Annotated in this window: 22 protein-coding genes; 12 read left to right on the top strand and 10 right to left on the bottom strand. The window is 64.5% G+C overall.

The window, feature by feature from the left end; genetic code table 11:
- The first annotated feature begins 535 nt into the window (after nt 1–535).
- The 9 genes from ACQPYS_RS21440 (at nt 536) to ACQPYS_RS21480 (ending at nt 8,582) form a co-directional block, all read left to right on the top strand.
- Nucleotides 536–1,222: a hypothetical protein gene (locus ACQPYS_RS21440; protein WP_433490589.1), complete on the top strand. Its 687-nt coding sequence runs from the start codon at nt 536–538 to the stop codon at nt 1,220–1,222.
- A gap of 8 nt (nt 1,223–1,230) precedes the next feature.
- Nucleotides 1,231–1,818 (top strand): hypothetical protein, encoded by a 588-nt coding sequence (locus tag ACQPYS_RS21445; RefSeq protein ID WP_433490590.1) that lies wholly within the window; start codon nt 1,231–1,233, stop codon nt 1,816–1,818.
- Entirely contained in the window at nt 1,815–3,047 is a 1,233-nt protein-coding gene (locus tag ACQPYS_RS21450) for a cytochrome P450 family protein (protein WP_433490591.1), read from the top strand. The genes ACQPYS_RS21445 and ACQPYS_RS21450 overlap by 4 nt, the downstream gene beginning before the upstream one ends.
- Before the next feature lie 177 nt (nt 3,048–3,224).
- On the top strand, nt 3,225–3,707 hold the full coding sequence (locus ACQPYS_RS21455) for a hypothetical protein (RefSeq protein WP_433490592.1): 483 nt from the start codon (nt 3,225–3,227) through the stop codon (nt 3,705–3,707).
- A 137-nt stretch (nt 3,708–3,844) separates the two neighbouring features.
- Nucleotides 3,845–4,582 carry an ABC transporter ATP-binding protein gene (locus tag ACQPYS_RS21460; protein WP_433490593.1) on the top strand — a complete coding sequence of 246 codons (738 nt, stop codon included), beginning with the start codon at nt 3,845–3,847 and terminating at the stop codon, nt 4,580–4,582.
- Complete coding sequence (locus ACQPYS_RS21465) at nt 4,579–5,367, top strand: ABC transporter permease (RefSeq protein WP_433490594.1); 789 nt, start codon at nt 4,579–4,581, stop codon at nt 5,365–5,367. The genes ACQPYS_RS21460 and ACQPYS_RS21465 overlap by 4 nt, the downstream gene beginning before the upstream one ends.
- Nucleotides 5,368–5,806: 439 nt before the next feature.
- The gene (locus ACQPYS_RS21470; RefSeq protein WP_431940423.1) at nt 5,807–6,697 is read left to right on the top strand and encodes a CPBP family intramembrane glutamic endopeptidase; all 891 of its coding nucleotides are present in this window, start codon (nt 5,807–5,809) and stop codon (nt 6,695–6,697) included.
- 5 nt (nt 6,698–6,702) lie between these two features.
- Nucleotides 6,703–7,905, top strand: a complete 1,203-nt coding sequence (locus ACQPYS_RS21475; protein ID WP_433490595.1) for a sensor histidine kinase — start codon at nt 6,703–6,705, stop codon at nt 7,903–7,905.
- Entirely contained in the window at nt 7,902–8,582 is a 681-nt protein-coding gene (locus tag ACQPYS_RS21480; RefSeq protein ID WP_433490596.1) for a response regulator transcription factor, read from the top strand. The genes ACQPYS_RS21475 and ACQPYS_RS21480 overlap by 4 nt, the downstream gene beginning before the upstream one ends.
- 321 nt (nt 8,583–8,903) lie before the next feature.
- Here the strand turns inward: ACQPYS_RS21480 and ACQPYS_RS21485 are convergent, their stop codons facing one another.
- From ACQPYS_RS21485 to ACQPYS_RS21505, 5 genes are all read right to left on the bottom strand, one after another.
- Nucleotides 8,904–9,497 carry a hypothetical protein gene (locus tag ACQPYS_RS21485; RefSeq protein ID WP_433490597.1) on the bottom strand — a complete coding sequence of 198 codons (594 nt, stop codon included), beginning with the start codon at nt 9,495–9,497 and terminating at the stop codon, nt 8,904–8,906.
- A 15-nt stretch (nt 9,498–9,512) separates the two neighbouring features.
- On the bottom strand, nt 9,513–11,288 hold the full coding sequence (locus ACQPYS_RS21490; protein WP_433490598.1) for a DEAD/DEAH box helicase family protein: 1,776 nt from the start codon (nt 11,286–11,288) through the stop codon (nt 9,513–9,515).
- Nucleotides 11,285–13,819: an ATP-binding protein gene (locus ACQPYS_RS21495; protein ID WP_433490599.1), complete on the bottom strand. Its 2,535-nt coding sequence runs from the start codon at nt 13,817–13,819 to the stop codon at nt 11,285–11,287. Before ACQPYS_RS21495 ends, ACQPYS_RS21490 begins: the two co-directional genes overlap by 4 nt.
- Before the next feature lie 77 nt (nt 13,820–13,896).
- Entirely contained in the window at nt 13,897–15,333 is a 1,437-nt protein-coding gene (locus ACQPYS_RS21500) for a PIN-like domain-containing protein (protein WP_433490600.1), read from the bottom strand.
- Nucleotides 15,334–15,760: 427 nt separating this feature from the next.
- Nucleotides 15,761–16,249 (bottom strand): very short patch repair endonuclease, encoded by a 489-nt coding sequence (locus tag ACQPYS_RS21505; RefSeq protein ID WP_433490601.1) that lies wholly within the window; start codon nt 16,247–16,249, stop codon nt 15,761–15,763.
- A gap of 101 nt (nt 16,250–16,350) precedes the next feature.
- Between ACQPYS_RS21505 and ACQPYS_RS21510 the strand changes: the two genes are divergently transcribed.
- Nucleotides 16,351–17,610: a DNA cytosine methyltransferase gene (locus ACQPYS_RS21510; protein WP_433490602.1), complete on the top strand. Its 1,260-nt coding sequence runs from the start codon at nt 16,351–16,353 to the stop codon at nt 17,608–17,610.
- Between the two features lie 76 nt (nt 17,611–17,686).
- Here ACQPYS_RS21510 and ACQPYS_RS21515 read toward each other — a convergent pair whose 3' ends face one another.
- The 4 genes from ACQPYS_RS21515 to ACQPYS_RS21530 are packed head-to-tail and all read right to left on the bottom strand — an operon-like array spanning nt 17,687 to nt 19,554.
- Nucleotides 17,687–18,079 (bottom strand): ISL3 family transposase, encoded by a 393-nt coding sequence (locus ACQPYS_RS21515; RefSeq protein WP_433490603.1) that lies wholly within the window; start codon nt 18,077–18,079, stop codon nt 17,687–17,689.
- Between the two features lie 48 nt (nt 18,080–18,127).
- On the bottom strand, nt 18,128–18,730 hold the full coding sequence (locus tag ACQPYS_RS21520) for a transposase (RefSeq protein ID WP_433490604.1): 603 nt from the start codon (nt 18,728–18,730) through the stop codon (nt 18,128–18,130).
- Entirely contained in the window at nt 18,723–18,899 is a 177-nt protein-coding gene (locus ACQPYS_RS21525) for a hypothetical protein (RefSeq protein ID WP_433490605.1), read from the bottom strand. Before ACQPYS_RS21525 ends, ACQPYS_RS21520 begins: the two co-directional genes overlap by 8 nt.
- Nucleotides 18,900–18,921: 22 nt before the next feature.
- Nucleotides 18,922–19,554 carry a hypothetical protein gene (locus ACQPYS_RS21530; protein ID WP_433490606.1) on the bottom strand — a complete coding sequence of 211 codons (633 nt, stop codon included), beginning with the start codon at nt 19,552–19,554 and terminating at the stop codon, nt 18,922–18,924.
- A 287-nt stretch (nt 19,555–19,841) separates the two neighbouring features.
- Between ACQPYS_RS21530 and ACQPYS_RS21535 the strand changes: the two genes are divergently transcribed.
- Complete coding sequence (locus ACQPYS_RS21535; RefSeq protein ID WP_433490607.1) at nt 19,842–20,735, top strand: helix-turn-helix domain-containing protein; 894 nt, start codon at nt 19,842–19,844, stop codon at nt 20,733–20,735.
- Nucleotides 20,732–20,923: a DUF397 domain-containing protein gene (locus tag ACQPYS_RS21540; protein ID WP_433490608.1), complete on the top strand. Its 192-nt coding sequence runs from the start codon at nt 20,732–20,734 to the stop codon at nt 20,921–20,923. Before ACQPYS_RS21535 ends, ACQPYS_RS21540 begins: the two co-directional genes overlap by 4 nt.
- A 243-nt stretch (nt 20,924–21,166) precedes the next feature.
- Here ACQPYS_RS21540 and ACQPYS_RS21545 read toward each other — a convergent pair whose 3' ends face one another.
- Nucleotides 21,167–21,649, bottom strand: a complete 483-nt coding sequence (locus ACQPYS_RS21545; RefSeq protein WP_433490609.1) for an RDD family protein — start codon at nt 21,647–21,649, stop codon at nt 21,167–21,169.
- Nucleotides 21,650–21,876 lie beyond the last annotated feature (227 nt).

Genomic DNA, 21,876 nt, shown 5'->3' on the forward strand with positions numbered 1-21,876 from the left:
TCACGACGATCATGACTGCCGAAGCGGGAGGGATTCGTTGTGCCGGAGCGTGCCGTGCCACCGCCGCCCGGCCCGGCCCATCTCCACGGCCGCCTGCGCGCCACCGCGATCCGCGAGCGCGACCCCTTCGGCCGGCAGCCCGCTTCCCGCGTATCGGACCACCGCCGGTGCGGCGGATGCGCCCATCGCACCTCGCCGGCCCCGTACACCTGCCGCCGGGCTTCCTCCCCGCAGCATCCGGCCCGCCGTGCGCGAAAGGTCGCGCCGATCCGGCGCACCCCGCCCACCCGGCCGGGCCGCCCTCGATTATCGACGGCCGGCGGCCCCGCCACCGCGCGGTGCTCCGGCCCGAATTCCCGGTGACGAAGACGGTTCCGCTCCCGGCGCCGTACGCCGTCACTCGGACCGCCCCGTGATTGTTCCGAGTCGGGAACAGCGCTCGAGAGTACGCGTCCCGGGCGCCCGCAGTCTTTGTCGGGCCGCCGTGCGCCGACGCCGGCCGTGATCGGGGCCTTCGACCGAACCATCGATCCGCTTGGAGTACGTGACCATGTCGATTCCGTCCACGCGTCCGGCCACCCAGGGGTCGCCTCTCGCACCCGGTGGCGAGCGTGTGCCGCTGTACGCACCCGAGTTCGCCGCCGACCCCACCGCCGCCTATCGGGAGATGCGGCGCCGGTACGGCGCGCTGGTGCCGGTGGACCTGGCGCCGGACGTCCCCGCGACGCTCGTCGTCGGATACCGCCACGCGCTGCGCATCCTGCACGACCCCGACCACTTCCCGGCCGACCCGCGCCGCTGGCAGGAGACCGTACCACCGGATTGCCCGCTGCTGCCGATGATGGAGTACCGGCCCAATGCCCTGCGTTCGGCCGGTGACGAGCATCTCCGCCTGCGTTCGCCCATCGTCGCGGGTCTCGAGGCGGTGGATCTGCATCAATTGCGCGCCACCATCGAACGGCTGGCGATCCCGTTGATCAACGACTTCTGTGAGACCGGCACCGCGGACCTGCGCACCGAGTACGCGTTCCCGCTGACCTTCGCCACGCTGACCGAACTGATGGGCCTGTCACCGGAAGCCGGGCATACTGCGTTCGAGGGTATGGCCGCGATTCTGGACGGCACCTCCGCGGAGAGCGCCGCCGAAGGCAATACGCGTTTCGCCGGGGCACTGATGGAGGTCGTCGGACAGAAACGCGCACCTGCCCGGCCCACGATGTGACCTCGTACATGATGCAGCACGAATCCGGGCTCGACGATATGGAGATGGTGCAGCAGGCGGCCCTGGTGTACGCCGCCGGTACCGAGCCGACCACCTCACTGATCACCACCACCCTGCGGCTCATGCTCATCGACGAACGGTTCGGCAGCCATATGCTCGGCGGTTCGCTGTCGACCCGCGACGCGATCGACGAGGTGCTGTTCACCGATCCGCCGCTGCCGAACTTCTGCACCTCCTACCCGCGCCAGCCGATCCTCATCGGAAACACCTGGCTGCCGGCCGATCAGCCGGTGGTGATCAGCATCGCCGCCTGTAACACCGACCCGAAGATCGGTGGCGGCGAACGGATCGGCAACCGCTCCCATCTCGCGTGGGGCCAGGGCAGTCACGCCTGCATGGCCGAAAACATCGCGCGCATCATCGCCGGTGAGGCGGTGGACCAGTTGCTCGACGCCCTGCCGGAGATCGAGCTCGCGATCCCCGCCGAGGAGCTCACCTGGCGCCCCGGACTGTTCCACCACGCCCTGAGCGAGCTCCCGGTGCAGTTCCCCCCGTCCGCTCCCCTGACCCCGCTGATGACAGGAGCACCCCGATGACCCCGGAGCAGTCGCAGACCGAACCGCTGGTCCTCGACCCCGCAGGCGCCGATTTCCACACCGAGATCCATCGGATCCGTACCCGCGGCCGGATGGCCCGGATCGAACTCCCCGGCGGCGTGCCCGCCTGGTCGGTGATCGACGCCGAGCTGCTGGAGAAGTTGTTCACCGATCCCCGGGTCTCCAAGGACGCTCACCGGCACTGGCCCGCCATGCATACCGGCGAGATCCCGCAGGACTGGGTGATGTGGCCGTGGGTCGCGGTATCCAATCTGCTCACCGCCTACGGCGACGACCACCGGCGGCTGCGGAAACTGGTGGCGCCGGCCTTCACCCACCGCCGGACCCAGTCGCTGCGGCCCCGGATCGAGGCGATCACCGCCGAACTGCTCGACGATATCGCCACCACCCCGGCCGATCGGCCCGTCGACCTGCGCGACCGTTTCGCCTGCGCCCTCCCGATCCGGGTGATCGGCGAACTGATGGGCGTGCCCGCCGAATTGTCCGCCGCCCTGCGCACCTACGCCGGCGGCACCCTCGACACCACGCTCACCCCCGAGCAGGCCCAGGCCAATTTCGCCGGCCTCTACACCACCCTGCACGAACTGCTGAACTACAAGCGCCGCAACCCCGGTGACGATCTCACCACCATCCTCATGACGACCCACGACGAGGACGGTTCGAAACTCGGCGAGCAGGAGCTGGGCGACACCCTGCTGCTCATCATCGTCGCCGGCCACGAGACCACCGCCAATCTCCTCGATCACGCCGTCTACGCCCTGCTCACCCATCCGGAGCACCGCATCGCCGCACTCGACGGGCAGCTCGACTGGACCGAGATCATCGAGGAGACGTTGCGCTGGGAACCTCCGATCGCCCATATGCCGATGCGCTTCGCCCTGGAGGACATCGATCTGTCCGACGGCTACCGCATCACCAAGGGCGACGCCATCCTGGCCGGGCTGGCCGGCGCCGGCCGTGACCCGCGGGTCCATCCCGACCACCCCGACACCTTCGACCCGACCCGGCAGTCCAAGGACCACATGGCCTTCGGGCACGGCGTGCACCACTGTCTCGGCGCCCCGTTGGCCCGGCTCGAGGCCGCGGTCGCGCTGCCCGCCCTGTTCGCGCGCTTCCCCGAGATGCGCCTGGCCGCCGACCCCGCCGCCCTCGGCAATGCCCCGAGCCTGGTCACCAATGGACATCGCACCCTCCCGGTCGTGGTCTGAACCCGATCCGGAACTTAGGATTGACTAACCTAAGGCCGATCGCTAGCGTTTCGCATTACCCGAGTGGGTTTCGCCCTGCGTTCCCCCACCCGGGCCGCGCCGGCGGACGAGGTACGCGTCCTCGCGAACATCGCCGCCGTCGCATCGCTTCGCAGGTTGGTCTTAGAAGGGGCCGTCATGTCCAAATTCATCAGAATCGCCACTGTCTGTATTCTCACCGCGCTCATGGGATTCGGCCTGGCGCACCCCGCATCGGCCGATTTCTCCATCCGGGCCTCCCAGACCTCGGATCTCTACGTCCGCGACGAGGTCCCGAGCCTGGCGCAGATCGAGAAGCAGTTCGCCGCGTTCTGGAACCCGAATATCGCCATGGAACCCAAGATCGAAGTGAGCTACAACGGGCCGTCCGCCCGCCCCGCCCTCGAACGGGTCATGGAGGGCAGCAAGACCATGGATTTCTTCTCCATCCAGGGTCGTGCCATCGCACCGGTCGATATCTCCGGCAACACCATGTCCGTCACCGTGCACGGCGTGATGGCCGGGTTCCCCGCACAGAGTGTCCTCTACCACTACATCCGCGAGGGCGGCCTGTGGAAGTTCGACTGGAAGGCCACCTGCCAGGAAATGCAGTGCCAGGGTAACCCCTCCTTCGGCTACTGAGTTCGGACACACCCGGGCGGAGCGACCATGGATCATTCGATCCGGGACCGCTCCGCCCGGGGGGTTACCCATTTCCGAAACAATCTCCGGGACTTCGTTTCCCGGCGGTTTCCGGCACCAGTCACCCAGGAATCCCAATGATCAGCGTTCGGGGCGTTTCCAAACGCTTCGGTGAGAAACTCGCCGTCGACGACGTCACTTTCGAGGCCGAGCCGGGCTCGATTACCTATTTGCTCGGCCCGAACGGTGCCGGGAAAACCACGGTGATGCGCATGATCGCCGGCCTGGCCCGCACCGGTTCCGGCACGATCTCGGTGAACGGCAGCGGATTACGCGACTTCCGCAGTACCCCGACCGAAATCGGTTTCGGCCTCGGCGCTTTCGCCCGGAACCCGGGGCACACCGCCGAACAACATCTCCGCTGGCAAGCCCGCCTCGGCGGCCTCCCCGCCTCGAATATCGGCCCGGCACTGGACCGCGTCGGCCTCGACCGGGTCGCGAAACGCCCCGTCGGCAAGTTCTCCTACGGCATGCTGCAACGCCTGGGCATCGCCTCCGCCTTGCTCGGCGACCCGAAAACCCTGGTCCTCGACGAACCCGCCAACGGCCTGGACATCGAAGGCATCATCTGGCTGCGCGAACTACTCCTCGGCCTGGCCGCCGAAGGCAAATGCCTGCTCGTGGCCTCCCACAATCTCACCGAAGTCGAGATCACCGGCACCCGCGTGGTCATCATGGGCAAGGGCAGAGTGCTGTCCGATACGAGTAAGGACGAACTGGTGACGGCAGGGTCCGGCCCACGCCCGCTGGAAGCGGCCTACATCGAAATCACCAAGGACAGCATCGAATACGCCGCTACCGGAGGTGCCCGGTGATCGCCACCCATCTCGTGCGTGCCGTCCGCAGCGAACTCGCGAAAATTTCCTGGCGCAGCCCGATCTGGTACGCCATAGTCCCTCTCGCCGTCGCGATCCCGCTGGGCATCAATTTCGGTATCGCCAAGGCCACCGAATCCAATGCCCTCAACGGCGCCGGCGGAATGGACACCGACAACGCCGCCTATTGGGTTCTCGTGTTCTCGTCCTTCATCCTCATGGCAGGCGGGGTCTCCTCACTGTGCGCGGAATTCAAGGACAACACGATCGAAACGGTTTTCGGCATCCAAACCCGCCGCTGGATCCTCCCGGTCGCCAAACTCATCGTCTTCGGCGTGATCGCCGCGATCACCGCCGCCGTCGTCACCTTCCTGGTCCTGTGGGCATTTCCGCAGGTGTTCCCCGGGATCTGGGGCCGGGTCGAGGTGTTCTCGGGGGACGGGGTCCAGTTGCTGATCGGGGTCCCGGTCTACACACTGCTGATCTCCGCGCTCGGCTTAGGAGTGGCGGCACTGATCCCGAAGCCGGGGCTGGTGGTCATGATCGTGCTGCTGTGGAAATTCGGGGTGGAGGTTTTCGTGACCTTCGTCCCGGGGGATCTCGGCGTGACCCTGCAACAGCTGTCGCCGTTCAAGAACGGGGAGCTCGGGGTGGGGCAGTTGGCGACGATCGAGAGCATGTTCGGCGGGCAGAACGGGTCACTGATCTACTTCGCGGTGGTCTGCGTGGCGATCTTCGCGGCGGGCACGGTGCGGCTGTCCCGCACGGACCCACAAGGCCACTGACCGGCGACAACGCCCGTCACGGCTAGAACGGCGGATCGTGAATGGCGAGAAGCGGGCGGCGGACCCGAATGATCGGGCCGCCGCCCACACATTCGGCAGAGTGGCCGACCCGCGCGGAACCCCGCCTGCCCTCGTCCCCGGTCCGCAGCAATCCCCGCGACGACGGAAAACGGCTGTTACTGCGCGTGGCGGCGCACCGAAACGACGCGACCGGGGCACTCCTCGGGGCCCGATTCGACCGACCACGTCGTCATGCGAGACCTGTCCACCGGGGTGGTCATAGAAGGGCCACCGTCGAACTCCTGGGACACGGTGCGGCTTGCCGGGCAATCCCATAAGGACATGGCCGCGGCCGTCGATTCCGTGGTAGCGCGTACGCGACCACGAAACGGTCCCGTTCACCACCGACTTCCCGCGGCAGCCGCTCTGTAATAAGGGCATGACAACAGCGTTGACCGATCGGGAGCCGCTCGGGTCCGGCACCCGAACACGGCACCGGGGCATTCTCTGGTTCCTCATACTCGCCTTCGCGGGAGCGTGGATTCCGTGGGGAATCGCCGGAGCCGTCGGATTCTCCCTCGACAATCCGGTGGTCCAGCTGCTCACCGGGGCTTTCGTTCCCGCTCTCGCCGCGATCTGCACCCGGCGGTGGATCACCCGCGAGGGCTTCGCCGATGCCGGTTTGCGGCTGCGGCTCACCCGCCAGTGGCGGTCGTACCTGGTTGCCGCACTGCTCCCGATCGGTGTTCTCGCCCTCGCGCTCGGGCTGGCGTTGGTGCTGGGTATGTGGCGTCCCGAGGCCGGAGATTTCGATTCCGGTCATGTGCTGTTCCTGGCGCTCGCGCCGATCATCCCGGTCGTGGCCGCGCCGATCTTCTTCGGTGAGGAATTCGGCTGGACCACCTATCTGCGCGACCGTCTGGTGCCCGGCCGCCCCGTCCTCACCACATTCGCGACCGGCGCGATCTGGGGGGTGTGGCATTGGCCGCTGCCCTGGGTGGGGTATCTCGGGGCGGGTGGTTCCGCCGCCGACGCGTTCATCGCCATGCTGCTGTGGTTGCCGCTGTCGATCGAGCTCGAGTTCGTGATCGGCTGGTTGTGGACGCGCAGCGGTTCGGTATGGCCGCCGGCTCTGCTGCACGGCGGGAGCAACCTCGTGCTGGCGCTGGGACTGGAACTGTTCGCCGGTACCGCCGACCCGTCGGGCGCCGCCACTACTCTGCTGATGTGCGCAGCATATTCGCCCGTGGTCGCGTGGATCGTCGTAGCGACGAAGCGCGGCGGCCCACAGCGCAGGCAACCGGCGACGACGACCGGAGTCCGGCGGTGACCGCGGTGAGGTCCGCACTCCGGACCGGCCCGCGTTTCCTCATCTCCCGTTGGCCGTGGCGCGCGTTGCTCTCCGTATTCTGCGGTGGTGTCCTCGCGGCGGCCGCGGCGGTCGGTTTCGTGCCGGTAGTACTGCTCGGGCTGACCCGCGATCTGCGGGCCGCCCTGTGGGAGCCCATGCTGCGACTTCACTGCGCTCGGCTCCGACTCGTCGACCCCGACACCGCGGACCACGCCGCCGCCCGGGTGCGGGCCGACGCGGCCGAGCGCCGGTTGCCCAGCGCCCGGCACGCCACCTACCTCGTCGCCACCACTGTGTTCGGCGGTGCGGTGTGCTGCCTGGCAGTGTTCGGTTTCATCGTCGCCGCGGTCCTGCTCGCCGCGCCGCGCCTGGTCCGGAGTGATTACTTCGACCTCGGTCCCTGGGTGGTCGACGAGCCGACGGAAGCATGGATCTGCGCAGGCGCGGGGTTCGTCGCCGCGATCTTGCTGTTGGTACTGCTCAGCGCCTGGTCGGCGCTCGAAGCGCTGGTGGCCCGGACGCTACTACTGGCCCCCGACGCCGACCGTTGGCAGCGCGAAGCCTTCCGAATCGAGAACTCCCGTTCCGCGCTGTTGGAAGCGGAAGGGTTCGAGCGCGAACTCCTCGAATCCGAACTGCACGACCGGGTCCAGCATCGCCTCGTCGCCCTGTCGATGACCCTGGGCCTGGCCGAATCCCAGGATGCGCAGGGACCCACCGGCCGCGTCGCCGCCGAAGCCCACCGGCAGGTCGACGAAATCCTGAGCGAACTGCGGGCCGTCCTGCGCGGCTTCTCGCCCCGGGTCCTGACCGAGCGCGGACTGGGTCCGGCCCTGATCGATCTCGCGGCGGATCTTCCACTCGATATCCGCATCGACCTCGACGACGCATCCGGCCCGGGAAGCCGGCTACCACCGGCCGTCGAGCACATGTCCTACGTCTTCGCCGCCGAATCCCTCACCAATGTCGCCAGGCACACCGACGCCACCCGAGTCGACCTCCACGGCACCCACACCGGTACACAGTGGATTGTGACCATCACCGACGACGGCCCGGGCGGCGCCCACATGGTGGGCGGCCACGGCCTCGACCGCCTGCAACGCCGCCTCGCGGCCCTGGACGGACAACTGACGGTGTCCAGCCCACCCGGCGGACCGACCACCATCCGAATGGAGTGCACAGTGTGACAGCCCCACCCTCTCGACTACGGATCGTGCTGGCCGAGGACAGCCCGCTGCTACGCGCCGGGCTGGAGAGTGTGCTCGCCTCGGCCGGCCATGAGGTGAGCGCGGCAGTCGGCGACGCACCCGGCCTCCTTCACGCCTACGCGGCCTACACGCCCGACCTGGTGATCACCGATGTCCGGATGCCGCCGCACGGCACCGACGACGGTCTCCGCGCCGCCGCCGAACTCCGTAGGCGCGACCCACGCCTACCGATAGTGGTTCTGTCACAGTACGTTTCCGTCGCCTACCTGGACGACTTACTCGGCGATGATTCGACCGCCGGGGTGGGGTACCTCCTGAAAGAACGCGTCGGACACGTCCGGCAGTTCCTCGACACCATCGCCCGGGTCGCCGCAGGCGAAACGATCGTCGACCCCGAGGTCGTCCGAGCCCTCGTCAAGTCCAGCCGGCACCACACTCCCCTGGCCGACCTCACCGCCCGCGAACGGGAAGTACTCGCACTGGTGGCGGAAGGCAAGACGAACTCCGGCATAGCGGAGGTGCTGACGGTTTCGGAAGCCGCTGTGCGCAAACACATCGGCGCCATCTTCGCGAAACTTCCGCTACTCGACGGCGATCGGCGAGTTCAGGCGACGCTCATCTACCTGCGTTCACTCGGCCAGCCCCCGACCCCCTGACCGACGTTGGGCACTCGGTGCCGCTCTCCTCCCTGAGCGCACTGCCTTGCCAACGAGGTCGGATACAGCGCGCACCCACCATCGAGGTCCCTGCAGCCGACACTTCCGCATGGCAAACTGCCACAAGAACCACGGATTTGACGCGTTCGTGGTTCAAGTGCGTTTGCAGATCTGCGGCTTATCCACCGTCAACGGTGCACAGGCGCCAGCGTTGATCTTCGCGTCAAACGTTCGAGTCGCCATCGCCTGCACAGTTGGTCAGCGTGGTTTGGTCATGAATCCCGTACTGTCCGGACTGGAGGAGCGAAGTCGGATCCGCCGTCAGTGCTCGATCGCATCCAGGTAACGCTGCCGCTCATCGGCTGGGATACCCTTGTCCTTCTCCATGTTCTTACGGACGATAGATCGAATCTTCTCTATGTCGATCTCCAGAGATTTCAGAGTATAAACATCTTCACCGTTGGCCTTGGTGGCGTCGATGTCGAGTCCTAGCTCACGCAGTTCCCGGGTTCGGCGCTCCGTGTGGACGGAATCTGCTGTCACGATGCGAAGCCTTGCAGCGGGTACTGGGGCGCCCTTGTCATCGAAGAGCACGCCGAAGAGTTCTTCGTGCGTCCTGCTTCCGTAGGGCACACGTAGATATTTTTCGGGGATCACGTCCCGGTAGCGGCGGACGATCTCCGTGCCGAGCCTCTCGCGCAAATCGTGGAAAGTCCCGCAACGTTCGGGCAGATACTGTCGCATCCGAGCCTGCATGGCATCAGCGGCAAGTGACTTCGCCCGCAGGTAGGCGTCGAATGTGTCCTGTGCCGACTCCCCCGCTTCGAGCTGCTCGAGAAGCTCCTTTACCGCTACTGCGGCCTCACCTCGAAGACGAGGCCAATCATCTCCTCGGGAAAACGTGCTCTCAGTCATGTGCGATATCGCCTCTCATCGCGTCAGAAGTTGGTCAAGGAGGTGCTCAGGAGGGTAGCGCAGCACGTGGGTATCCTCTCCCGCATTTTCGATTGCTTCCAGATCTCCGAGCCACTCCCGAAGAAACTGCGCGCTCTGGCGGTCCTCGGTATTAGCACGCTTGAAAACGACACGGCTACCGATACGGACCCGGGTGTCATGTAATCGGACAGGGGGGGCTTCTGCCAGTGCATCCTGGAGGTCCAAACCGGCTGCGAGACGGCGGATATCGGATACAAAGTCTAGTACGGTGACGCGGTCTTTGCCGGGTGCAAGTCTCAGACCGCGTCCCAGCTGCTGTACGAAGATTCGGCGGCTATGGGTGACGCGCTGGAAGACCACGATATTTACGTCCGGTACGTCTACGCCTTCGTTGAGTACATCGACGGCGCAGAGGACCCCCGTCCGGCCGTCTGCGAAGTCCCACAGTATCCGGTTGCGCTCTGCTGCTCTTATTGCTGTGCCGTTCGACCGTCGCGAAGCTATCATGTCGGCCGAAGTGAAACCAAGTGCGTTGATACGCGCTGCCATGCGCTCTGCGTGATCGATCGTGCCGCAGAACACGATGCCCCGCGGCCGCTGTTGCTCGCCCCAAGCCTCTGCGAGGCGATTTACGACGGCGTCGTCCCACTCGTCGATGAACAGCGTGCGGTTGATCCCCCGGGGGGTCAACCGCACGCCCAATTGAGGGGCATCCCTCGCGAGCCGGTCCCAATCAATGTTGTCGGTGTACATCTGGTAGTCAACGTTCGCGAGATAGCCTTGGCGCAACCCTCGGACGATATCGACGTCAACCACAGGTCTGTCAAACCACCGATGTAAAGCTTGGCCGTCAGGCCTCCACGGCGTGGCAGTGAGACCCACGAGAAAGGCGCCGCCGTCACCGGCGGAGAGTTCGTCGAGGACCGAATCATAGGCCTGCATGCCCAAGTGGTGACATTCGTCTACGATTACCAGGCCGAAGTCGGGCAGAGTCCGTCCGGAGGTGATGGCATGGGCGATACTGTCCACACAGGCGAATACGACATCGACCTCTCTCAGGGCATCCACGTCCGGCCGCTCGTACCCGTTCCACACACCGGTGGCGGCAGAGGCCGGGAGGAGCGGCCAGAAGGCGCGCTCCAACTGGTAGACGAGCTCGTTGCGGTGGGCAAGCACTAAAGTCTTCAGCCCAGGGCGCAGGCCCGTGAAACGGCGGTGAAACTCGCCTGCTACGAAAGTTTTTCCCAGCCCCGTTGCCAGGACGACCAGGGCGCTGCGGGCCCCGTCCATACTCGCCCGCACAAGGCGCTCCACTGCCAATTCCTGGTACGAGCGCAGCTGGAAACGCTCGGGGTCGCGAACGGACATAGGCAGTTCCGGGACACGCTCTGCATGCCGGATGAGTGTGCGGCGGTCCCAGAGTTGTAGAGGTATACCGGAGGCGGCCAGCTGTTTCTGCTGTGTTCGGACCGAGGAGTCGAAACCCGCCGAGCTCACGATCACAGGAATATGCGCGTCGTAGCGTCGGCAGGCCTCCACGGTCTCGGCCACGACAGATGCACCTACACGGCTGCGCCAGTGTTTGATCTGAAACAACCACCGTTTCCCACCGAAGGTCCCGATAACATCGGCCCCACCGTCTCCTGAAGCCCCAGCCAGCTGTACTCCAGCGTAGCCGCGGGTCAGGAGCAAGCGCTGAACAGTGCGCTCGAGCGCTTGCCATCCTGTGCCGGCCAGCAGCAGGTCCGTTACGATGCGCTGCGCGCTCACGCGAGCTTGCCGTTGAGGAAGTCGACAGCAGCCCGAGCGCGCACCACCAGGAGTCGCTCCGGTTGCTCGTAACGGAGGTAGGAAGCACAGTCTTCCAGACAACGCAAATACTTGGTGTGCAGCTCTTCGCCCACTTTGGCAGCGACAACAGGCCCCAAAGCATCGCTGGGCCACGGCTCGCTCCACACCCGACCGCCAAACCACGTAGGCGCATGGCGGTTGAAGAAGGCAACCAGGCTCTCATGGTCGCAGTACCGCAGGTAGGCACCGGAACTTCGAAGCCGGTCCATTTCGGTCAAGTCGACACCGGAGTTGATCATGGACTCTGCCAGGCTCTTCTGCTGACCTTCGTCTAGCTCGTCGTAGAAGTCAGCTGCGTTTGAAGCATCGACGACGCGCTCCCGCAAGGTGTTGAACAGTTCTTTGATCTCTTCGCGAACTGTATCGGCGCTATCGGCCACACGTTCGCCCCACCCAGCCTTGAGTAACTGGGATGTGAGCGCAGCGATCGTATGCCCTGGATGGGCAGCGAGGCGTGAATCCGAGTGCAACGTGTGCAGGAACCGTGCAGCCTCGACGGCCAGAAGATGCTCCGGGCGGAATCCCATCGACGTGAACGCTGGATGGGTGAGGTCTATGTATACCTCAAGGCGCCCGGGGGCCTTGCTCGTGACGAGGGGAACCGATGGCTGCCGGTGTGCCGCAGCTATCGGTCTCACCACTACAAACACTGCGACGTCCAGGGGATCTGTGGTCTTGCCGTTCACGAGTTCAACGCTGAGGCTGCGAACGCTCAGATCCGCGTTCTTTTCGGCCGTCGTCCGCAACACTTCGGGACTCGCCGGGTGAGGCGCCCCTTGAATGGCGCCGCATGTCGTGCATGTTTCAATGCCGGCCTTGTTGCTACATCCGCAGAACGCACAAACCCAGGGAATTTGAACCTTCGGGGTTTGCGCTTCTCCGCAGTTGGGACACGATTGCGCCGAACGCGGAATCTCCCTACGGCACGCATCGTTCAGACACTTTTTGCCGAGAAGGACTCTCGTGCACCCCTGGCACCTCTCAGCTTCGGGCGTATTCTGGAACCCACATTCCTCGCACTCCGGGAGTTCTTCGATGGGCGGTTCGTTCGCCGTCTCTACGAGCTCCCACCACTTAAGGTCGTCGTAGTAGCCGGGCTCTCTGTTCCAGAAACGTTGCTTTAGCTCTTCCTCGCGGTCGCGGCTAATACGCACCGCCCTGCCTTTAGCCTCGTCGTACTGTCCGGGGTACATGTCTGCCCGGCCGATCTTCCGCACTCGGCGGTACCCCTGGAAGAGCAATGAGACGGGTGAATCATTCGGCGGTTCTCCTGACTTCTCCCACGACGAGGGGAGCAAGGATCCGCCTCGCAAGTGCTCCATCGCCTCAAGCCACTCTGGGGTGTTGCGCTGGAAGTCCTGCTTCTGGAAGTCGACGGGGACGTGATCGAGGTGCACTTCCCCCACGATCCGTCCGTATTGGGAGTCCATGGGGTACTCGCGTTCCTCCACACCCGTCGTTGGATTCGTGTAGCTGAAGAACGCGCCCTTTTCCCCCGCGCGAATCGTCCTCCCATTTCGCACCAGATCGATTCCGTACTCGTTTGCGTCGTCGTAACGTTGGATGCCCACCCACCCGTGGACACGTTGCACGACGGGCTGGACGTCGCTTGCGCCGCACGCAGGGCAGTTCTCGGAGTCCCCGACCTCAGTTCCGTCCTTCCAGCAGCGGTAGGACCGACCGAGCACCTTATCGACGGAGATCTTCGCCGGGATTTTTCCGAATTTAGGATGTTCGACGAAGCGCGACTCGTGCCACACACAGTACTCGTGCCCACGGCATGCCTCACCGTTGACCGCGATGTGCAGCGCATTTGCACCATCCCGGCGTAGAAGTGTCGAGTAACGGCGCCCAACCATGTCGCGCAGCTGCTTCTTCGGGAATTTGGCCAGCTGGCGGATGAAACCCCCGTTCGGTTCATCCCTCGGCCACCAGTCGCGAACCTCGACAACGGTTCCGTGTTCGAGCCCCGTTGGCTTCTGGACGCGCTCGGCGGTCACCGCGAACTCGCCATTCTCCTGCAGCATGGGCAGGTCCAGCACGACACGCACCGCATCGGGCTCCTCTGACTGCGCGGAGATCACCGTGGTCACTCGCCCCAGTTTGCTGGTCGCGATGTTGAAACCCATTCCAAAGAGCCCAAGCGAGCCGAACTGCGGCTTGCTGCTGAAGCCGGCGCGCATCGCCTGGGCGATCTGCTCTTGGCTCAGCCCCGGCCCGCTGTCCCGCACCCGCACGACGCCCTCCCCACGCTCGACTTCGCTCTGCCCAGGGACTTCGATCCGGACATGCCTGATGTGTTGAGTCTTGCCGAGCTCCTCGCCGTGGCGGAACGAGTCGATTGCGTTGTCGATCAGCTCACTGACCGCGTCGAGAGGTTTGAGCGGCGTATGACTCAGCGCAACCAGGACTTGAGGAGTGGGGGTGATGTCAAGTTTGTTGACAGCCATTGCCGAGTGCCCCGTTCCGTCCTTCGTGAAAGTTGCCGCGAGCGAGCCTAGTATGAAAATCCAGCCAGCCGTTTGGTTTAGCGCAACTTGGGGCCAGTCACGGCGTGCGGCTTCGGTTCGGCGAGGGCCAGCTGGTGAAGGATGAGCCGATCAGCCCGGGGGATGAATCCGTACACCTGGCTGAACCACGGGGCCACCCACGAAGCAGGGCTTTGCGGCCAGTCGCTTGCGCGTAGCACAGTGCTGGACTCCCAGTGCGGTGCCGGTGGTGTGTTCGTGAAGCATGCCGCAGTGTAGGAAATTCTCGGCTCAGCTTTTACCCGCGTGCGCAGTCCTGTGTCGGCGGTGATAGCGATCAGCCACCACTGGAACGTGCGGTGGGTCGGCGACTGCACCGCATCACGAATCGCTGACGTGGTGAGTCCAGCCGCCCGGTACGCCGCGAGAGCCAAACCCTCAGGGGGCTCGGTCCGAGCCGCGTCCACCTCGTCCAACACCAATTCCTCAGGTGTGCCAACTTCTATTGCGCGCTCCAATTCCTCATATGTAGCGGGAGCGATATCCACGTCGAGAAACTCGTGGATACCTTGGAAGAAGTGCTGCGGTGTCTCGATACGGAGGTCGGCTCCGGTCCGCTCGTGCAGTTCCTCGGAGAGCGACGGCCACGGGCGCGCCGAGCGCCCGCCTTCCCTGGGCTGATACCAGTCGCCTTTGGTATCGGCCGAGACGAGTAGCACAAGGCCGGGGTTGTCGGCTTGCGCCATCCGGTCGATGATCTCCTCCCATAGTAAGTAGTCACCTGCGGCCTGCAGAGTGGTGGCTTTGCCCGCGTCGGCGAACCCGGGGGGGATACCGTTCGGGAATCGGTATGTCTGAGCCTCCTCCACTCTGCGCCTAAGGGTTTCGGCCGCAGGACGCGCGGCAACTCGGTCTCCGTAAAGACTGGCGATCCGGGGCAGCACCGGGTCATCCCGGTCCACGGACTCCGGCCCAAGGTCGTGTCCGGCGGATAGGTCTTTGATATGCGCAAGGAGTATTTTGTTCCAGGGGCTGAGCAGCTCCTTCACGGCCTCAGTGGTGATCTCCACCTCCAGCTGAGCCTTAGCATCGGCATCCTGGGCATAGCGGACCAGCAGGTGCTGGACGTGTTTCGCCGCCTCAAGCACTGACTTCTCGGCCTGCTGCAGCTTCTGATTGACGAAGGCCGGTGCTTTCTTGAGCTCCTCAGAGCGGTTTGCGACAACGCGGTGCCGTCCTCGCACAAATTCCAGACCAACCTGATAGGGGAGCCACAGGCGGTACTGAACCCGTTCGAGTGCGTGGAGCAGTTCGTTCCGGGCGGCAGGCGTGTACTCGTAAAGGTTAAGTAGAACGTTGGTATCCAGGACGACAAGGCCTCGACGGAAGAAATCCTCCCGCGCGCTGTCCCCGATCGCTGCCCCGTTCCGAAGCCACGCCCGGTATCGACGGACGAGCTCCAAGTTCGCGTCCAGCGCTGCCCCCTTCTTCGCCAATTATCAACAGGTCAGCCTCGCGGCAGGATGGTGAGCTGTCAAGCCACTTACACTAAAATCTCAGTTCAGCCAGCTACGCATCCTCTCCCGTCGCTCCTAGAACCAACCAGCAAGGCATGCAAGGGAATCGCACCAACGCAAAGGCGACCTGTGGTCAAATCACCCCAGTACCTTTGCCGTGCTGCTGTCGACGTCGCCCCGGCCGCCGTGGGCACGGTCCCCCAACAGCTGGTCTTCTTCATACGCCGGGCACGCAGCGGGGACGAGTCACGCGATCTCGCCTATAGGAGGCTTAGCCTTAGGCTAAGTGGGATGGGGCCGGTCAGCGGGCGGCCGCCAACTACCGCATTCCCGTTTCTGAAGAAGACAGCTCCCGAGCGCCCGTTCGGTTCCCGCGGCCACGCAGGCGTGTTGCTGGCCACTGCGGTCACGATACGTTAGGTTCGAACCCGTGTTCGATTACGTGGCTCACGCGGACGGCCGCCTCAACGGCGGGCTCATGCTCCCAGACTCGAATTACCACCCACCCCGCGGCCCGCAGTGCCTGGTCAGCCAGCCGGTCCCGCTCAACATTGCGGCGCAGCTTGGGTGCCCAGTACCAGTCGTTAGTAGTCGGTTGTCGACCATGCTGGGGACAGACATGCCAGAAGCAGCCGTCAACGAACACTGCGACTTTGCGGGAGGTGAAGACAACATCAGGCCGCACCCGAACTCCCCCATCGAGCCGGAGCAGCAAGTCCTTACGGTAACGGTAGCCCTGAGCGTGAAGGGCGCGCCTCAAGGCCAGTTCAGGCTTGGTGTCGGCTCGGCGGTTGGCGCGCATATTACGCGAACGCCCTTCGTTGAGCGGCGGCGGAGCCGCCCCCGCTGCATACCTCGCCCTGCTGCCCACGTTATCGTCCATGCCGAAGACCATGGTACCGGCGCCCGCAGGAGCAGGTTAGCTTCCGCGCTGCCGGAACCTACCGCATGCCCAGTCGGCCAACGGGCACACCACCAGCAGTGAGAGGAACGCCGATGGGGAAGCTGACGGTCGTCGAGATCTGTGCCGGCGCAGGCGGGCAAGCGCTAGGTCTCGAGCGTGCGGGCTTCGAGCACGAGCTGGCAATTGAACTCGACGCCGCTGCCTCGGCCACACTGCGCGCTAACCGTGACTGGCACGTCATTACAGGCGACGTGGCTGAACCTGCCGTGTGGGACGAAGCACATGGCAAAAAGTTGGCTTTGCCCGAAAATTTTGACCTGCTCGCCGGTGGAGTTCCCTGCCCACCATTCAGCATCGCCGGCAAACAGCTCGGCGCGAATGATGAGCGCGATCTGTTTGCCTGGGCTGTCGAGCAATGCGACGTGCTGAAGCCTAAGGCGTTGCTCCTTGAGAACGTGCGCGGCCTGAGCATGCCCCGCTTCTCCGGCTATCGCCAGCACATACTTGACCGCCTGGGTGAACTCAGCTATGTGGCTGAGTGGCGGCTCCTGCAGGCGTCGGACTTCGGGGTTCCCCAGCTGCGGCCGCGATTCGTGCTCGTCGCACTGCAGGATGAGTACGCTCCATACTTCCGCTGGCCCGAGCCGCAAGGTGATGCACCCACCGTGGGTCAGACCCTCAGAAACTTGATGGGCGCCCGCGGCTGGAAAGGCACCAGCAAATGGGCCGATAAAGCCAACGATATTGGCCCTACCATTGTCGGGGGTTCCAAGAAACATGGCGGCGCGGACCTAGGGCCCACTCGCGCGAAGCGTGCCTGGGCGCAACTCGGAGTCGACGCGATGGGCGTCGCTGACGAGCCTCCTGGCCCTAATGACGAATATGCGGTCGGCCCGAAGCTGACAACCGAGATGGTGAGCCTGCTCCAGGGTTGGAAACCCGAGTGGAACTGGCGATTCGAGGGCAGGAAGACCTCGCGGTACCGGCAAATTGGTAACGCTTTCCCGCCGCCCGTCGCCGAAGCAATTGGGCGGTCCATTAGGTCAGCACTGCTGAAAGAGGGCAAGCGCTCGGAGCGGACAGTCGACACCGCGCACGACCCGATATACCGCGCCCTCCGCACCGCTGAGGACTATCTAACCGCCAGCCAAATCACCCGAGCTATCGGTGTCACGCTCGAACCGCACGAGCTGGAACGGCGGATCAGTCTCCTTAGCCGCGACTTCGACTTAGAAGTCCGCAACGGCAGCGGCTTGACGGCCTATAAGATCGGCGAATTCAAGGCTTTCATCGGGCAGGATGACCATGTTCGTCATGACCTTTTTCTCCGGAACCGCGCCAGAATCAGCTGACGAACACCATCGCTTGTACCAAGCCCGGGACTATCTCGGTAACGGCTCTGGCCCACTTTCGGCGGTGGCCGGTTGTTCAGGCCAGGAGGATGCGGTGGCGGAGTAGCCGGAATCCGGCGCGGCCATACACTTGTCGCTTGATCAGTTTGGTTTTCGTGTTCACACCTTCGACCGGGCCGTTGCTGTAGGGCATGCAAAGTCCGGCCAGGACCGCGTGGTAGTCACGGTCGATACCGCGCAGGAACGGATCGAGCTCCGTTAGCGCTGCGGCGCGGGCGCTGGTCATCCAGTCGTCGAGGTCACGGCCGCGGTGTTCGGTGACGATGCGGGCGAACCTGCTCACCAACTCCGCGAGCACCGTCAGGTCCGGGCAGGTCGCCAGCAGTTCGGTGTCATGAGCGTGCCGCTGCTCGCCCAGTTCACTGGGGCGGGTGGTGATCCAGGCGGTGAGCCGCCGGGGCGAGAGCATAACCCGGTCGCACTCGGCGCGGCCCTGATTCAGGTACTGTGCAGGGATTTAGGCTATCGGCGTAGCCGAGATCAGTGGTCTCGGCCAGCAGGGTAGTGACCGCGACGCCGGGTTCTGTGGCGCGGCGGGCGCGCAGGTGATCGCGGTAGGGTCGACCAGGCTTGCCCGGTATTGCGGTGGGCGGCGCAGTTTCTCGGGTTCGCTGACGCGGGAATACCGTTTGACGGTGTTCAAGCCGAGGCCGAGCCGGCGGGCGCAGTCCATGAGTCCGACCCCGTGGTCGAGGAGGTTGTGGATGGCGTGCCAGCGGGCCAGGGTTGCGGTTTCTCGGGTCAACTTCCGGCGTTTCGGGCCGACGGCGGCCCAGCAGCGGGCGTGGGCGGCGACCACCTTTTCCGCTGCTCGGACCAGATTGTGCCACAGGTGCCAGCGGTCGGCTATCTGGATCGCGGTCGGGGCTCCGCGGCGGATGGCCTCGGCATAGGTCGCCGACCCGTCACGCACGACAAACTCGACGCCGGGATGGGCCCGCAACCAGGTTTCCAAGGTGGTAGAGCGGCGGTCGTGCAGGACGTCGACGCGCTGGTGGGTCGCGCCGTCGATCAGCACGGTCCCGTATCGGTGGCGGCGCAGCAAGGCGAAATCATCCACACTGAGCACCCTCGAGGACGGCAGCCGGGTGGGCGCCGTGGTGTGCGGTCCACTCCTGGAGGAAACGTTCGGCGGCGGTGGAGTGGGCTCGGTAGCCGAGGCGGAGGCCGTCGAGGAAGACCATGAGGTGGACGTCGGCGCCGAACTGTTGGATTGCCTGGGTGTTCATGGCCGCGCCTGGGTGAGAACACTCAGTAGCCGTCGCAGCATCGCGAGGGAGAGGTGGGTGCTCGGGTGGGCGGCCCGACCAGCGGGTAGGTAAGGCCGCGAGAGACGGCTCGTTCGCCGAGACTGCGTGTGGCAGGGACGAGTTCGCCGGCTTCTGCCAGGAGTGCGAAAGCGGCGGCTTTACGTGGGCAGTCCAAGCGATTGCAGTTCAGGTGGGTCTGCATGATGTGGTGCGCGTCGGCGATGTGCAGCCGGGTGTCGGGTTCGCTGTGCGAGGCCTCGGGCAACCAGATGGGCTCGCGGGGAACGTCATGTGGATTCGTGCCGATTTTCATCCAGAGCTGCCCCGGACAGACCGTCATGAGGTCGCAGGTGTCGCAGACTCGGCCGGGGTGGTTTTCGAGATGCTCGAGGTCGGGGGTGATCAGCGTTGTTGTGCCGGTCGCGCGGACAATCCCGAGGACGTGACCGATGGCGTCCGGAACGGAGTCGGGCCCGAGTCGGACTATATAGACCAGCGTGTGACGCTGCCGTCGGGCGAGTCGACGGATAGCTTCCGCGTCGCGGGTTTCATAGGGCGAGAGGTCGGATCGGAGATAGCCGATCGCGCGGTGGCGATGCGATTGGTGCAATTCGTTCACCGGACGTAACGTCATCTGTTCTATCCCTTTTCGAAGATGGCGATTTGCCCGGTGACCGCGCATGCCAATTCCTGTCGGCACGGCAATGCGATTCCGACAGCTTTCCTGAATATTCGCAATGAAAGTATCTGCGCTCGGGATTTATCCGGGTTCGCGGTCATCGGGTGGATACAGTAGACACCGAAAGCTGTTCGCTGGAAAGACTATTCGGGCCCATTTGGCCAGGTCGCCAGGCGTCCAGCATGGGTAGGTCCAGAAAACATAGGTCCGTACTGGACCACGATGAGATAGCGAGGGTGGGCATGGCTATTGGTTCGACTCTTCCACGGCGCGCTTTGGGGCGGCGGCTTCGGGAACTGCGGTTCGAATCCAAGAAGAGTCAGTTGGCCGCAGGCTTGGCGATCGAAGTGTCCAAGCAAGGGATCGGGAGGTTGGAAGAGGGGCAACCGGTTCGGATCAGTACCGCGCAGTTCCGGGATCTACTGGAGTTCTATGGGGCCGACGACGAAGTAACGGATGAGGTTCTGGGCCTTGTCCAAGAGGTGAAGGTGGCGAAGGGCGATCCGTCGCGTGGGTGGTGGCGCACCTACGCCGATGTGGTGAACCCACACTTCGACCACTTCATGAGCCTCGAGCAGGCGTGCTCCCGGATGACCGCATTCCAGCTGACGCTCCTGCCCGGGTTGGTGCAGACTGCCGAGTATCGCCGGTGGCTGGTTCGGACGGCCGACCCCGAAATGCCGGCGGTAGACGTCGATCGGCGACTCGAGCTGATGGAGAGGCGGCAACGCAGACTTGTTGCGGATCAGCGGTTCACAATTGATGTGCTGCTATCGGAAGCAGCATTGCGACACCAGGTGGGGGGACGCCATGTGATGGCCGGTCAGGCTCAGCACCTCGTCGATCTGGGAAGGATGCCGCATGTTTCCATCCGGGTGATTCCGTTCGGCGTCGGCGGGCACTGTGGATTGATCGTCCAGTCGTTCACCCTCTTCGAGTTCCCATCCCTGCGTACAGCTCGCGCCCCGGAACCGCCGGTCGTGTTCGTGGAGGGCTTTACGGGAGCGCTGTTCTTGGAAGAAGACAGCGCGATCGAACGCCACAGGCAAGCCTTGGCAGATCTTCACGCGGTAGCGTTGAGTGCCGACAACAGTAGGCGCCTGATACAGGAGATCGCAGAGGAGTTTGGCGCGTGACCAGGGATCTAACCGGCGTTAGCTGGTTCAAGAGTAGCTATAGCCAACCGAGCGGAGATTGCGTGGAGGTCGCGCATGCGACCGATGCGGTCGGTGTCCGGGATTCGAAGAACCCCGCTGGACCTATGCTCGTCTTCGCCCCGGCCGAGTGGGATGCGTTCATCGGGGAGATCTCGTCGAGTATCTGAATGCCGCGACTACAGGGCGACTGAATCCGCCGCGATGATCCGCAGCAGTGACACCCGTACGCCGAACAATGCGGAACCGCAGTTCCTCTGACCCCACCCGATCGTCGGTGATCAACATACCTGCGGAGACGAACGTGAGCGCGAAGACGACGGCGACTCGTTCACCAGTGCGACAACGCTTGTCGCTACCGCAACCGGTCGGTGCGGTAGCGACAAGCGGCCACCGGAATTACCGAACCAAAACTATGTGTCGATGACCTGCGTCCCACCCGCCGCGTTGTCGTGCCAACCCTGCTTCGTCGGGCTCGAGCTGATCGTGAACGCGATGGCGATGGCCGCGACGAACCACAGCAACCCGCCCACCCACGGGATCAGGTTGAGCAGCATGTAGGCGTTGCGGATCGCGGAGTCCTTGAGGCTGGGTTTCGGTGCCCTGCCCGAACCGTTGACGTGCAGGCTGAGGAGTTTTTTGCCGGGTGTCGAGCCGGAGGACACCTCGAAGAGGACGAAGTACAGCCAGCCGAAGCCGGCGCCGGGGAGGACCGAGACCCAGTCGGGGAGGTCCCAGACCGTGCCGAGGAGCCAGAAGAAGATGGCGCCGATGATGCCGGCGATGATCCAGTCGACGAACCTGGCTGCCGCGCGTTTGCCCAGGCCGGCAGGTTTGATGCTGCCGGCGGGGCTGGCGGTGGGGCTGTATGTGGGGTCGAATCCACCTGCGGTCATCACGCCTCCTAGCGAACGCTGTGTGGCTCCGGGTGCCTGTCACGTGCTCACGGCATGTCGATCTTCAAGGATTCCATGGTGGGGGCGGCAGCGGCGGCGCCGACACTGTTTCGTGTCCATCTCGCAGCGCGGACTCCATTCGGCCGATAGCGGAAAGTGACACGTGCCAAGCGCCCGGGTACCCGCGCCGAATCTTGGAAACACTGTGTCGCTATGATGCGGACATG

It is taken from the genome of Nocardia grenadensis (assembly GCF_050942415.1).
Classification (GTDB): domain Bacteria; phylum Actinomycetota; class Actinomycetes; order Mycobacteriales; family Mycobacteriaceae; genus Nocardia; species Nocardia grenadensis.